Origin of the sequence: Mycobacterium simulans, from assembly GCF_900232995.1 — a bacterium.
GTDB lineage: Bacteria > Actinomycetota > Actinomycetes > Mycobacteriales > Mycobacteriaceae > Mycobacterium > Mycobacterium simulans.
Genome location: NZ_OCVX01000005.1, coordinates 317,410 through 332,830 on the forward strand (window position 1 = coordinate 317,410; position 15,421 = coordinate 332,830).

At 65.6% G+C, this 15,421-nt stretch carries 4 protein-coding genes and 1 pseudogene; all 5 read left to right on the forward strand.

The genetic code is table 11. The features are described from left to right. The first annotated feature begins 98 nt into the window (after positions 1-98). Positions 99-913 (forward strand): annotated as a pseudogene (locus MSIMFI_RS20160) (thioesterase II family protein). A 681-nt stretch (positions 914-1,594) separates the two neighbouring features. Continuing rightward, entirely contained in the window at positions 1,595-3,346 is a 1,752-nt protein-coding gene (fadD26, locus tag MSIMFI_RS20165) for a long-chain-fatty-acid--AMP ligase FAAL26/FadD26 (protein ID WP_191499095.1), read from the forward strand. Beyond that, a complete protein-coding gene (locus MSIMFI_RS20170; RefSeq protein ID WP_191498846.1) occupies positions 3,343-8,127 on the forward strand; it encodes a type I polyketide synthase in 4,785 nt (1,594 codons plus the stop codon). Before fadD26 ends, MSIMFI_RS20170 begins: the two co-directional genes overlap by 4 nt. Further along, positions 8,127-12,680, forward strand: a complete 4,554-nt coding sequence (locus tag MSIMFI_RS20175) for a type I polyketide synthase (protein ID WP_191498847.1) — start codon at positions 8,127-8,129, stop codon at positions 12,678-12,680. The genes MSIMFI_RS20170 and MSIMFI_RS20175 overlap by 1 nt, the downstream gene beginning before the upstream one ends. Before the next feature lie 5 nt (positions 12,681-12,685). Continuing rightward, on the forward strand, positions 12,686-15,421 hold a 2,736-nt coding region (locus tag MSIMFI_RS20180; protein ID WP_191498848.1), incomplete at its 3' end, for a type I polyketide synthase.

Here is a 15,421-nt window from a genome sequence, read left to right on the forward strand (position 1 = left end):
GTGTCGGGCCCAATTTGATATTTCGGTTCGCGTTTCGCGGGCCCGCAGACGATGCCCAGCCATGTCCTACCGCCTAGTCTGCTACAGACCATGGGTGCCTGGACCGCGACGGGCGCCCGTCTGGTGTCGATGCACCTGTTTTTGACCCACGGTATGCTGGCGCGGTGAACGGCGTACAAGCAATAGCAAAAGCGACGAAATGGTAGCCACGCCCACGCTATATATTTTCCCGCACGCCGGCGGAGACGCTAAATTTTATGTCCCATTTTCCCGGGAGTTTTCCGCTGACGTGAAGCGGGTCGCGGTCCAGTACCCCGGACAGCGCGATGGGGCTGGTTTGCCGCCGCTGGCAAGTATTCCCGCCCTGGCCGACGACATCTTTGCGATGATGAAGCCATCAACTCGGACAGAGGTTCCATTCGCCTTCTTTGGTCACAGCATGGGTGGAATGTTGGCATTCGAAGTGGCGTTGAGATTCCAGGCGGCAGGACATCGGATCGCGGCCCTCTTCGTGTCAGCCTGTTCAGCGCCCGGTCATATCCGCTATAAGCAAATCCAGGGTATGTCAGATCGCGAAATGTTGAACTTGGTCGCGCAAATGACCGGGACGAATCCAGAGTTTTTCGATGACGAGGAGTTTCTGGTTGGCGTGCTGCCCACGCTGCGAGCAGCCCGCGCCATTGCCGGTTATAACTGTCCACCAGAGACAAAGTTGTCGTGCCCGATTTACGCTTTCATCGGGGACAAGGATTGGATTGCGACCCAAGAAGACATGAAACCGTGGCGCGATCGAACGACCGGAGAATTCGCTCTTCGCGTATTTCCCGGGGATCACTTCTACCTCAATAACAATTTGCCGGAGCTCGCTGGAGAAATACAAGACCGAACACTCCAATGGAGTGATCCGGCTTAGCTGTGCGGCGGATCTTGCGGACCCGACCTCGGCGCTCAGCCCGCAAGCAACCCAGTGCCCCAACTTTCGGCCCGCAGCGGGCGCCAAAAAACCCGCGTAGGCCCGGGCAACGCAGGGCCGGGCGCCCGGGCCGGGCCCCTTCATGGCCCCGGTCCACTGCCCTCACGCACCGCGCCTGACGCCGCCGCGGGGCGTGTTAGTCTCGTCACAACGGGACGCTGGTCCCAAAACGGCCGGCACTATCGTCCCAAAACTACGACTCAAGTCTCACTCAACTAAACATCAGCCACTGATGTATCAGAAGTCACACCAACCACATCAGGTTACACTGGCTGAGGCGGTCATCGCAGGTGAGGCCGCAGTACTGTCCGTCCGTCACATTGGTGGTCACTGTGGGAAGCGTGTGGATTTTCCGAATACTGCCGGCACCTGTCGGGAGAGATGCGTACCTTGCTTATAGGGACTAGTTGCTTGGGGAAACGGGGTATAGTGTAGGGGCGACCATCTGACGCTGCACAGTCGTGCTCGATGGCGAGCAACTGTGTAATCGTCGGAGCGGGCTGGTCAGCCCAGACCGAGCAGGTTTCAAGGCGCCGGGGAGTCCCGCCATGCGATCCGACAGGCGGTTCACCGGGTGCCCAACATAGAAAAATGCAGGCAGTCGAACAGGAGCGTAACGCGATGCCGGTGACGGATCCTTCCCTCCCCGCTTTGCTGAAGGAGCGGGCCGAGCAGCAGGCCGACTCCACCGCATACACGTACATGGACTACGCGTTAGATCCCAATGGCTTTGCTGAGAGCCTGACATGGTCGCAGGTCTACGTACGCGCTTGCACTATCGCAGAAGAACTCAAGCTGTCCGGATCGCCGGGTGATCGAGTAGCAATCTTAGCGCCGCAGGGACTGGAATATGTAATCGCTTTCCTTGGGGCACTCCAAGCTGGATTTATCGCAGTCCCGCTGTCAACGCCGCAATATGGAATTCACGATGATCGGGTTTCTGCGGTGCTGCGTGATTCGCAACCGGTCGCCATTCTCACGACCTCATCTGTGGTGGGCGACGTGACGAAATACGCGTGCTCACAAAATGGCCAACCCGCCCCGTTCGTCATTGAAGTTGACCTGCTTGACTTGGACTCGCCTCGCGAGCTGCCAGTCCTTCCGCAGAATTCCACTGGGGCAGCTTATCTGCAATACACATCCGGATCGACACGCACGCCGGCCGGTGTCATCGTCTCGCACAAGAACGTCGTCGCCAATGTGACACAAAGTCTGTACGGATATTTCGGGGATCCCGCGAAGACTCCGACCGGAACTGTGGTGTCGTGGTTGCCGTTGTTTCACGACATGGGCCTGATTCTCGGAATTTGTGCGCCACTGGTGGCCGGGCGCAGCGCGATATTGCTGAGCCCGATGTCGTTTTTGCGCCGCCCGGCGTGCTGGATGCAACTGCTTGCAACCACCGGTCGCTGCTTTTCTGCGGCGCCAAATTTCGCTTTTGAATTGGCGGTGCGGCGGACATCCGATGAGGACATGGCCGGACTCGACCTCAGCGATGTGGTCGGAATCGTCAGCGGCAGTGAACGAATCCATGTCGCGACGGTGAAACGTTTCACCGAGCGCTTCGCTCCATACGGTCTCAGCCGCACAGCGGTACGGCCGTCGTACGGACTCGCGGAAGCCACCCTCTTCGTTGCGGCTCCCGAAGCCGGCACCGTCCCCAAGACGGTCCGATTCGACTACGAGCACTTGACCGCGGGAGAGGCCAGGCCCGGCGGAACCGAGGGTTCGGTCGGTACCGAACTCATCAGCTATGGATCGCCCGACCCGTCGGCAGTAAGAATTGTCAACCCGGAGACCATGGTCGAGAATCCGCCGGGAACAGTCGGTGAGATATGGGTGCATGGCGATCACGTGGCCATGGGATATTGGCGCAAGCCCGAGCAGACCGCGCGGACGTTCGACGCACAGATCGTCAACCCCGCACCCGGAACGCCTGACGGTACGTGGCTACGGACCGGCGATCTCGGCGTCATGTCCAACGGCGAGCTGTTCATCATGGGCCGCATCAAAGACCTGCTCATCGTGGACGGACGCAATCACTACCCAGACGACATCGAGGCCACCATCCAGGAGATCACCGGAGGCCGGGTCGCGGCCATCGCCGTGCCCGACGACATCACCGAGCAGTTGGTCGCGATCATCGAGCTCAAGCGGCGCGGAACATCCGCCGAGGAGGCCATGCACAAACTCCACTCGGTGAAGCGTGAAGTCACCTCGGCGATATCGAAGTCGCACAGTCTGCGCGTGGCCGATCTCGTTCTGGTGTCGCCGGGTTCGATTCCCATTACCACGAGCGGCAAAGTCCGGCGTTCGGCCTGTGTCGAGCGTTATCGAAGCGACGGATTCAAGCGGCTGGATGTGACCGTATGACGGCGAGCATCGGTGGTGAAGCCGACCTTCGCCACTGGCTTGTCGACTACTTGGTCACGAACATCGGATGTACACCCGACGAGGTCGATCCCAATCTGTCACTGGCCGACCTCGGCGTGAGCTCCCGCGACGCGGTGGTGCTGTCGGGTGAATTGACAGAGTTGTTGGGCAAGACCGTATCTCCAATCGACTTCTGGGAGCACCCGACGATCAACGCGCTGGCCGCGTACCTCACCGCACCCGAGCCCGACCCCGAATCCGAAGCGGCACTTAGGCGCCCGGCCCGAAACTCGCTCGACGAGCCGATCGCCGTCATCGGCATGGGGTGCCGATTCCCGGGCGGGATATCCGGACCAGAAGCGTTGTGGGAGTTTCTGTGCGAACGCCGTTCCTCGATCGGGCAGATCCCACCCGAGCGGTGGCAGCCGTTCGAAAGCGAGTCGCCGGAGGTAGCGGCCGTGCTGGCCCGCACCACGCGGTGGGGCTCCTTCCTGCCCGACATCGACGCCTTTGACGCGGAATTCTTCGAGATCTCCCCCAGCGAAGCCGACAAGATGGATCCCCAGCAACGCTTGTTGCTGGAAGTGTCCTGGGAAGCGTTGGAGCACGCGGGAATTCCGCCCAGCTCGCTACGCCGCTCGCAGACGGGAGTATTCGCCGGGTCCTGCCTGAGCGAATACGGCGCCATTGCTTCCACCGATCTGTCGCAGGTCGACGGCTGGAGCAACACCGGTGGCGCGATGAGCATCATCGCCAACCGCCTATCGTATTTTCTTGACTTGCGCGGTCCCTCGGTGGCGGTGGACACCGCCTGCTCCTCGTCGTTGGTCGCGATCCACCTGGCCTGCCAGAGCCTGCGGACCCAAGACTCCAACCTGGCAATCGCAGCCGGTGTGAACTTGTTGTTGTCCCCGGCGGTGTTTCGCGGTTTCGACCAAGTCGGCGCGTTGTCACCGACGGGTAATTGCCGCGCGTTCGACGCGGCCGCTGACGGGTTCGTGCGCGGTGAGGGTGCCGGCGTGGTGGTGCTCAAGCGGTTGACCGACGCACAGCGCGACGGGGATCGCGTGCTCGCCGTCATCTGCGGCTCGGCGGTCAACCAGGACGGCCGTTCCAACGGGCTAATGGCGCCAAACCCGGCGGCTCAGATGGCAGTGCTGCGCGCCGCCTACACCAATGCGGGGATGCAGCCCAATGAGGTCGACTATGTCGAGGCACACGGGACCGGAACCCTTCTGGGCGATCCGATCGAAGCCCGCGCTCTCGGTACGGTGCTGGGTCGCGGACGTCCCGAGGACTCTCCCCTGCTGATCGGCGCCGTCAAGACCAACCTCGGCCACACCGAGGCGGCGGCCGGCATCGCTGGCTTCATCAAGACCGTGATGGCGGTGCAGCACGGCCAGATCCCGCCGAATCAGCGCTTCGAGAGCCCGAACCCGCACATTCCGTTTGCCGACTTGCGCATGAAAGTCGTTGCAGAACAAACCGAATGGCCGGAAACGGGGCATCCACGCCGGGCCGGCGTGTCGTCGTTCGGATTCGGCGGTACCAATGCCCACGTGGTGATCGAGCAGGGCCAGGACGTGTCAGCGGCACCCGAGCCGACTGTAGGTCCAGCCGCCGATCCAGCGGTGTCAACGCTGGTGATTGCGGGCAAGACGCCGCAGCGGGTAGCCACCACGGCGGCAGTGCTGGCCGATTGGATGGAGGGCGCCGGCGCCGAGGTGGCGCTGGCCGACCTGGCGCACACGGTCAACCATCACCGCTCCCGGCAAGCCATGTTCGGCACGGTCGTGGCGCGCGAGCGCGCCCAGGCGGTGGCCGGGTTGCGGGCGCTGGCCGCCGGCCAGCACGCGCCCGGCGTAGTCAACCCCCACGACAGTTCACCCGGGCCCGGCACGGTATTCGTCTACTCCGGGCGCGGCTCGCAATGGGTCGGCATGGGCCGCCAATTGCTCACTGAGGAGCCCGCTTTCGCCGCCGCGGTCGCCGAACTGGAACCGGTGTTCGTCGAAATCGCCGGCTTCTCGCTGCGGGACGTCATCGCCAGTGGCAAGGAATTGATCGGCATCGAACAGATCCAGCTGGGCCTGATCGGCATGCAACTGGCGCTAACCGGGTTGTGGCGCTCCTACGGCGTGCAACCCGACGTAGTGATCGGCCACTCTATGGGTGAGGTGGCCGCCGCCGTGGTCGCCGGTGCACTGTCGCCCGCCGAGGGGCTGCGGGTGACCGCGACCCGCTCGCGGCTGATGGCCCCGCTGTCCGGCCAGGGCGGCATGGCGCTCCTGGAACTGGATGCGGCGGCGACGGAGGCGTTGATCGCCGACTACCCACAGGTCACGTTGGGCATCTACAACTCGCCGCGACAAACCGTGATCTCCGGGCCCACCGAGCAGATCGACGAGCTGATCGCCCGGGTACGCGCGAACGACCGGTTTGCCAGCCGGGTCAATATCGAAGTGGCCCCGCATAATCCGGCCATGGATGCGTTGCAGCCCGCGATGCGCTCGGAGCTGGCGGACCTGGCACCGCGCACCCCGACGATTCCGATCATCTCGACCACCTACTCAGACCTCGACGCAAGCCCGATCTTCGACGCCGAGCACTGGGCCACCAACATGCGCAACCCGGTGTATTTTCAGCAGGCGATCACTCGAGCTGGTGGCAAGGCCGAATCCTCCCACCACACCTTCATCGAAATCAGCGCCCATCCCCTGTTGGCTCAGGCGGTGCGCGAGACCCTGCACACCGTCCAACACGGAAGTAAGTACGTAAGCATCGGAACCCTGCAGCGCGACACCGACGACACCATTACCTTCCACACCAACGTCAACACGGTCCGCACGACGCACCCGCCGCAGACGCCACATCCACCCGAGCCACACCCGCAAATCCCCACCACGCCCTGGCACCACACCCGTCACTGGATCAACGCCGCGGCGATTGCGCGTCAGCTCCCCCAGCGCCAGAACGGTTCTGCGCCCAGCGCTGCAGCACCATCGGAGTATCTCAACGGTGCCCTCGACTCGTGGTGCTACCGGGTGGATTGGCCGGCCAGGCCGTTGCCGGCCGAGCCGGGTCCTGAGACCGCAGAGGGTCGATGGCTGGTGGTCGCGGATGCCGATCTCGGTGCCGAGCTGGGCCGGATCGCGGGCCCGCGATCTCGCGTCGACGTGATGGAGTCGTACGTCCTCGCGGACGACACCGCCCTCCTCGATGCGCTCAAGGGCGTCGACCGCGTGCTCTACGCACCGCCGGCCGGTCAGTCTCTCGACGTCGGGGTGGCCTACCAGCTGTTCCACCAGCTGCGCCGGCTTGCCGCGGCATTAGCCGAAATCCCGGCTTCACCACGACTTTTCGTTGTTACCCGCAACGCCCAGCCCGTCTCCGAAGGCGATCGGGCCAACCCCGCGCACGGCGTGCTGTGGGGCCTGGGACGCACGCTGGCCCTCGAACACCCCGAAATATGGGGCGGCATCATCGATCTGGATGACTCGGTGCCCGCCGAGCTAGCGGCGCCCCAGGTACTGAGCGAAGTCACCGGCGGCGACGACGAAGACCAGGTCGTCTACCGGTGGGGTATGCGCCACGTGCCTCGGCTGCGGCGGCGCGCCGTGCCTGCCGAGGCGCCGGTTGCACTCGATCCCGATGCCAGCCAACTGGTCATCGGCGCGACCGGCAACATAGGACCACATTTGCTCCGCCAACTGGCGCAGATGGGTGCCAAGACGATCGTCGCGGTGTCCCGCAACCCCGGTGATCGGCTGCAGGAGCTGACCGAGACCCTTGCCGCCGCGGGTACGGATCTCGTTACGGTGGCCGCCGATGCCGCCGACGAGGCCGCGATGGGTGTGCTGTTCGACCGCTTCGGCTCCGACTTGCCGCCGCTGGAGGGCATCTATCTGGCCGCCTTCGGCGGAGGCCCGGTCCTGCTCAGCGAAATGACCGACGACGATGTGTGCGCCATGTTCGCACCCAAGCTCGACGCCGCCGCCGTGTTGCACCGGTTGTCGCTGAAGAAGCCGGTGCGCCACTTCGTCTTGTTCTCCTCCATCTCCGGCCTGACCGGATCGCGCTGGCTGGCCCACTACACCGCCACTAGCGGCTACCTGGACGCACTGGCCTACGCGCGCCGCGCGCTGGGGCTGGCAACCACCACGGTCAACTGGGGATTGTGGAAGTCGTTGGCAGACACCCAAGGCGATTCAAGCGTCAGCGTGGAATCGGGATTGCGCCCCATGGACGACGCGGTCGCCATCGGCGCGCTGCCCATCGCGATGAGCCCGGCCGCCGGCGTGCATTCCGTTGTCGTCGATGCGGATTGGCCGCTGCTGGCGGCGGCATACCGGACGCGCGGATCACTGCGTATCGTCGACGACCTGCTGCAGGGATCGCCGGAGGTCTCCCCGATCCCGGCCCGCGATTGGTCGCATCTGTCGCCGGCGGCGTTGCGCGGGGAGTTCGAAACTGGGCTGCGCAGCATCGTCGCCCGCGAACTGCGGATTCCGGAGTCGGACCTGGACTCCGACCGGCCGTTGGCCGAACTGGGACTCAACTCCCTTATGGCGATGGCGATTCGGCGCGAAGCCGAGATGTTCGTGGGTATCGAACTGTCGGCCACCATGCTGTTCAACCACCCAACGGTCGCATCGCTAGCCAGTCATCTCGCTAAAATTGTTGCGCCGCAACCCGATACCGAGATAGATCAGATCGCCACGCTGTCCGCTTCGGCGGGCAGCACGCTGGATAGCCTGTTCGACCGCATCGAGTCTTCCTAATGCGAACCGTTTTTAGCCGCATGTCGGCCATGACCGCGCCGCAGCGCGCCGCCCTCACCGACGAATTCACCAAAGCCTCGCGCACCACGCTGGCCGAACCGGTGGCCGTGGTCGGTATCGGCTGCCGCTTCCCAGGAAACGTGACCGACCCGGAGAGTTTCTGGGAGTTGCTGGTCCAGGGCCGCAATGCAATTTCCGCCATTCCCCCCGATCGATGGGATGCCGAGGAGTTCTACAGCCCTGACCCGTTGACACCCGGGCACATGACCACGAAATGGGGTGGTTTCGTTCCCGACATCGCGGGATTCGACGCCGAGTTCTTCGGAATCACCCCACGCGAGGCCGCCTCGATGGACCCGCAGCAACGGATGCTGCTCGAGGTCGCCTGGGAGGCGCTCGAACACGCCGGCATCCCAACGGATTCCCTCAGCGGCACCCGCACCGGCGTCATGATGGGCGTCTACTTCAACGAGTACCAGTCCATGCTGGCCAGCAGCCCCGACAACGTGGACGCCTACACCGGAACTGGCAACTCGCACAGCATCACCGCGGGACGAATCTCCTACATGCTGGGGCTGCGCGGCCCGGCGGCTGCAGTCGACACCGCCTGCTCGTCGTCATTGACTGCGATCCACCTGGCCTGCCAAAGCCTGCGCCTACGGGAAAGCGACTTGGCGCTGGCGGGCGGGGTCAGCGTGACCCTGCGCCCCGAGACCCAAATCGCCATCTCGGCATGGGGATTGCTGTCACCACAGGGCCGGTGCGCCACGTTCGACACGGCGGCCGACGGATTTGTGCGCGGCGAGGGTGCCGGAGTGGTGGTGCTGAAGCGGCTCACCGACGCACTGCGTGACGGCGATCAGGTGCTGGCCGTGGTGCGCGGCTCCGCAGTGAACCAGGATGGGCGCTCCAACGGCATCACCGCGCCGAACACGGCGGCACAGTGCGACGTGATCGCCGACGCGCTGCGCTCGGCCGACGTCGCGCCCGAAAGCGTGCACTACGTGGAATCCCACGGAACCGGAACGCAGTTGGGCGACCCGATCGAATTCGAGGCGCTCGCCGCCACATACGGCCGCGGCGAAGGCTCGTGCGCGCTCGGGGCGGTGAAGACCAACATCGGTCATCTCGAAGCGGCGTCGGGCGTGGCCGGGTTCATCAAGGCGGTGCTGTCGGTGCAGCGCGGTCAGATTCCACCGAATCTGCATTTCTCACAGTGGAATCCGGCGATCGACGCGTCGCCAACCCGTCTCTTTGTGCCCGTGGAAAACGTTGCGTGGCCGTCGGATTCGGGTCCGCGCCGGGCGGCAGTGTCCTCCTTCGGCCTCGGCGGGACCAACGCGCACGCGATCATCGAGCAAGGTCCAGAACATGTGCCGGTGAACGGGAGCGGTTTCGGCAATGAAGTATCGACCCTGGTGGTGACGGGCAAGACGCCGCAACGGGTCGCCGCGACGGCCACGGTGCTGGCCGATTGGATGGAGGGCGCGGGCGTCGACGTGGCACTGGCCGACGTGGCCCATACGCTCAACCATCACCGGGCCCGGCAAGCAAAATTCGGCGCGGTGGTCGCGCGCGAGCGTGCCCAGGCGGTAGCCGGACTGCGGGCGCTGGCCGCCGGCCAGCACGCCCCCGGCGTGGCACCGCCCCGGGACGGCTCCCCCGGGCCGGGCACGGTGTTCGTCTACTCCGGACGCGGGTCGCAATGGCCCGGCATGGGCCGTCAATTGCTCGCTGACGAGCCGGCTTTCGCCGCCGCCGTCGCCGAGCTGGAACCGGTGTTCGTCGAGCAGGCCGGCTTCTCACTGCACGACGTGCTCACCAACGGCAAGGAACTCATCGGCATCGAGCAGATCCAACTCGGGCTGATCGGCATGCAGTTGGCGCTGACCGCCTTGTGGCGTTCCTACGGCGTGCAGCCCGACGTGGTCATCGGTCACTCGATGGGCGAGGTGGCCGCCGCTGTGGTGGCCGGCGCGTTGACACCCGCTGAGGGGTTGCGGGTGACCGCAACCCGGTCGCGGCTGATGGCGCCGTTGTCCGGAGAGGGCGGTATGGCTCTGCTCGGCCTCGATGTGCCCGCCACCGATGCGTTGATCGCCGACTACTCGCAGGTGACGCTGGGTATCTACAACTCGCCGCGCCAGACCGTGATCGCAGGGCCCACCGGGCAGATCGAGGAGCTGATCGCACGGGTCCGTGGGGAGAATCGCTTCGCGAGCCGGGTCAATATTGAAGTGGCTCCGCACAATCCGGCGATGGACGCCCTGCAGCCCGCGATGCGCTCCGAGCTGGCCGATCTGGCCCCGCGCCGGCCCACGATTCCGATCATCTCCACCACGTACGAGGACTTCGACACGCAACCGAGTTTCGACGCCGAGCACTGGGCCACCAACATGCGCAACCCGGTGCGCTTCCAGCAGGCGATCACTCACGCCATCAATGCCGGCGACGGTGCCTACCACACGTTCATCGAAATCAGCGCACACCCGCTGCTGACCCAAGCGATCACCGACACCCTGGAAGACGCCCAGCCCGCAGCCAAGTACCTGGCCACCGGAACCCTGCAACGCGACAGCGACGACACCGTCACCTTCCGCACCAACCTCAACACGGTGCGCACCACGCCGCCGCAGACTCCGCATCTCGCCGAGCCGCACCCACAGATCCCCACGACGCCGTGGCACCACACCCAGCACTGGCTGACCACTTCGGCGACCGGGTTGGCGCCGTCTGGGAACCGCAATGGGTTCCCGGTAAGCACGCACGCGGCGCCGCAAGGAACCGGCGGCCCGCTCGATGACTGGTCACATCAGGTGACCTGGCCGGCCGAACCGCTGCCTGATGCCGAGATCGCAAGCGGCACTCGGTGGCTGGTGGTGGGTGATCCCGCCGTCGCTGCCGAACTGGCCGCGGGTGTGCTGGCCTCCGAAATGCTGGCCGCCGATCCGACGCAACTGACCGAGGCGCTCCGCGGCGTCGATCATGTGCTCTACGCGCCACAGCCGTCGAACGATCCTCTCGATGTCGCCGTGACCTACCAGCTTTTCCACCAGGCACGTCGGCTTGCCGCAGCGATGGCCGCACAACCCGTTCCGGCGAAGTTGTTTCTGGCCACGCGCAATGCGCAGCCCATCTCACAAGGCGACCACGCCAATCCCACGCACGGGGCGCTGTGGGGCCTGGGACGCACGCTGGCCCTGGAACATCCCGAAATCTGGGGTGGGGTCATCGATTTCGATGCTTCGGTGCCCGCCAGACTGGTAGCCAAGCTGGTGCTGGCTGAGGCTGCCGCCACCGATGTGGATGACCAAGTGGTCTACCGGGCCGGAACGCGCCACGTGCCCCGGCTACACCGGCACGCCCTTGCTTCAATTTCAGGTCAAGCGCCCATCAAGCTAGATCCCGACTCTAGCCAGCTCGTCATCGGCGCCACCGGCAACATCGGGCCGCATCTGATCCGCCAACTCGCGCGGATGGGGGCCAACACCATTGTCGCGGTGTCCCGCAATCCCGGCGAACGGCTGGCCGAACTCACCGAAAGCCTTGCCGCACAAGGTACGAACGTGATCACCGTCGCCGCCGACGCCACCGACGAAGCCGCGATGAGCACACTGTTCGATCGATTCGGCACGGATCTGCCGCCGCTGGAGGGCATCTACCTGGCCGCGTTCGCCGGACAACCGGTACTGCTCAGCGAGATGACCGACGACGACGTGCGCGCCATGTTCGCGCCCAAGCTGGACGCCGCGGCCGTGTTGCACCGGCTGTCGCTGCGCACGCCGGTGCGCCACTTCGTGTTGTTCTCCTCCATCTCCGGCCTCACCGGTTCGCGGTGGCTGGCCCACTACACCGCCACCAGCGGCTACCTCGATGCGCTGGCCTACGCACGACGCGTGATGGGACTGGCCGCCACCACCGTCAACTGGGGATTGTGGAAGTCCCTTGCCGATGCCGAACACGACGCCAGCCAGGTCAGCGTGGGATCGGGACTGCTGCCGATGGACGACGACGTCGCGATCGGTGCGCTGCCGTACGTGATGAGCCCGGCCGCTGGGGTGCATTCCGTTGTGGTGGCGGCGGATTGGCCGCTGCTGGCGGCTGCATACCGCACGCGCGGCGCACTGCACATCGTCGACCACCTGCTGCCGGTGCCGGGCGACACGAAACTGCCGGAAAGCGAATTCCGCGTCGCCCTGGGCAAGTGCCAACCGGAACGCCGCCACGACATGCTGCTCGACCAGGTCGCGCTGCTGGCCGCCCAGGTGATGGGGCTGCCCGCGGGCGAGGCACTGGATCCCTCGACCGGTTTCTTCCAACTCGGGATGGACTCGCTGATGAGCGTGACGCTACAGCGGGCCCTGTCGGACAGTCTCGGTGAATTCCTGCCGGCCTCTGTGGTTTTCGACTACCCGACCGTCTACAGTCTCGCCGACTACCTGGCCACCGTCCTACCCGAACTCGTTGCGGCAGACAGCGAACCGGTCGAGGACGCTTATGACGATCTCACCGAAGACGAGTTGTTGCAGCAGCTTTCGGAAAGGTTGAGCTAGACGCGATGACGGCCGCGACACCAGATCGCCGGGCTATTATCGCCGAGGCGTTGCACAAGATCGACAATCTCACCGCACGGTTGGAGATCGCCGAAAAGACCGGCACCGAACCGGTGGCCGTGGTCGGAATGGGCTGCCGGTTGCCCGGTGGGGTCAACAACCCCGATGAGTACTGGGAGTTGTTGCGGGACGGGAGAAGCGGCATCGTCCGGGTTCCGCCGCAGCGCTGGGACGCCGACGCGCTCTACACCGAGGACCACACCGTCCCGGGAACGATCTGCAACCGGGAGGGCGGCTTCCTCACCAGCTGGCAGCCGGATGAGTTCGATGCGGAGTTCTTCTCGATCACCCCACGCGAGGCTGCGGCGATGGACCCGCAACAGCGGCTGTTCCTCGAAGTGGCCTTGGAAGCGCTGGAAAACGCGGGCATCCCGCCACACACCATCCGCGGGACCCAAACCTCGGTCTTCGTCGGTGTCACCGCCTACGACTACATGCTCACCATGTCCGGTGTCGTGCGACCCGAAGACCTCGACGCCTATGTGCTCACCGGCAACGCGGCGAACTTCGCCGCCGGGCGGATGGCATATCTGCTCGGGGCCCGGGGTCCCGCTGTCGTGCTCGACACGGCATGCTCGTCGTCGCTGGTGGCCATCCACCTGGCCTGTCAGAGCCTGCGCTGGCGTGAAAGCGACACGGCGCTGGTCGGTGGCACCAACCTGCTGCTCAGCCCGGGCACCAGCATCGCGTGCTCGCGGTGGGGAATGCTGTCGCCCGAGGGGCAGTGCAAGACCTTCGACGCCGCCGCCGACGGCTATGTGCGTAGCGAGGGCTGCGGTGTCGTGGTCCTCAAGCGATTGTCCGATGCGCAGCGCGACGGCAATCACATCCTGGCGGTGGTCCGTGGTTCGGCGGTCAACCAGGACGGCGCCAGCAGCGGAGTGACCGTGCCCAACGGGCCGGCGCAGCAGGCACTGCTTCGTCAGGCGTTGACGTCCGCCAAGTTGGAGCCGGCCGACATCGACTACATCGAGGCGCACGGCACCGGCACACCGCTCGGTGACCCAATCGAACTCGACTCGCTGAGCAAGGTTTTCAGCGATCGGGAAGGCGCCCAACCGCTGGTGCTGGGATCGGTGAAGACCAACCTCGGACATCTCGAGGCTGCGGCGGGCATCGCCGGATTCATGAAAACCGTGCTGGCGCTGGGCCACCGTCACATCCCCCGGCACCTGAACTTCCAACAGTTGACACCGCACGCCAGCGAGGGCGTATCGCGGCTGCGCGTCGCGACGGACGGCATGGAATGGCCAGCTACCGGCCGGCCTCGCCGAGCCGGAGTGTCCTCGTTCGGTGTCAGCGGGACGAATGCGCATGTGGTCATCGAGCAGGCGCCCGATCTTCCTGCCCCGCAACCGGCTTCGTCGCCTGCGGTGTCGACGCTGGTGGTCTCCGGCAAGACAGCACAGCGGGTGACCGCGACCGCCGCGGTATTGGCCGATTGGATGGACGGCGCCGGCGCCGAGATCCCGCTGGCCGATGTCGCGCACACACTCAACCACCACCGGGCCCGGCATCCCAAGTTCGCCACGGTGGTGGCCCGCGAGCGCGCCCAGGCGGTGGCCGGATTGCGGGCACTGGCCGCCGGCCAGCCTGCGCCCGGCACCGTCGGCTGCAACGAAGGCTCCGGCGGGCCGGGCACGGTGTTCCTGTATTCCGGCCAGGGTTCGCAATGGGCGGGGATGGGCCGCCAGTTGCTGGCCGATGAACCCGCATTCGCCAAGGCGATCGCCGAGCTGGAGCCGGATTTTGTTGCCCAAACCGGGTTTTCGCTGCAGCAGATGCTTGCCGATGGTCAGGAACTGGTCGGCATCGAGCGCATCCAGCCGGTGCTGGTCGCCATCCAGCTCGCGCTCACCGCGTTGTGGCGCCACTACGGGGTCACCCCCGACGTGGTGATCGGCCACTCGATGGGCGAGGTGTCGGCGGCCGTCGTGGCCGGCGCGCTCACGCCGGCCGAGGGGCTGAAGGTGATCGCCACCCGCTCGCGGCTAATGGCCCAGCTGGCCGGCCAAGGCGCGATGGCGCTGCTCGAACTCGACGCCGATGCCGCCCAGGCGCTGATCGCCGACCATCCGCAACTCACCCTGGCCGTGCATGCCTCACCGCGCCAGTCGGTGATCGCCGGTCCACCAGAGCAGGTGGACAGGATCATCGGAGTCGTCGCGGCAAAAAACCTACTGGCCAGACGCATCGAGGTCGACGTCGCATCCCATCACCCGATCATCGACCCGATATTGCCGCAACTGCGTTCCGCGCTAGCCGATTTGGCGCCGCAACCGCCGAAGATCCCGATGATCACCACGGTCCACGAGGGGCCGTCACGGTTGCTGGACGGCGAATACTGGGCGGCAAACCTGCGCAACCCGGTGCGCTTCCACCAGGCGGTCAGCGAGGCGGCCCAAAGCAACCACACCTTCATCGAGATCAGCCCCCACCCCCTACTCACCTACGCCATCACCGACACCCTGGGCGACACGAACGCGCACGTGAGCGGCACACTGCAGCGCGACACCGACGACACCATCACCTTCCACGCCAACGTCAACGCCACCCACACCACCCGCCCGCCGGACACCCCACCCCCGCCCGCACCGCATCCGCCGCGCCCCCACCCCCCCCCGCCACCCCCCCGCCCCCGCACCACGCCCGCACCGCGCACACCGCACGCCGCCCCACCC

Coding starts and splice junctions, on each gene's coding strand:
- fadD26 (WP_191499095.1), top strand. CDS start 1,595: ATGCCGGTGACGGATCCTTCCCTCCCCGCTTTGCTGAAGGAGCGGGCC.
- MSIMFI_RS20170 (WP_191498846.1), top strand. CDS start 3,343: ATGACGGCGAGCATCGGTGGTGAAGCCGACCTTCGCCACTGGCTTGTC.
- MSIMFI_RS20175 (WP_191498847.1), top strand. CDS start 8,127: ATGCGAACCGTTTTTAGCCGCATGTCGGCCATGACCGCGCCGCAGCGC.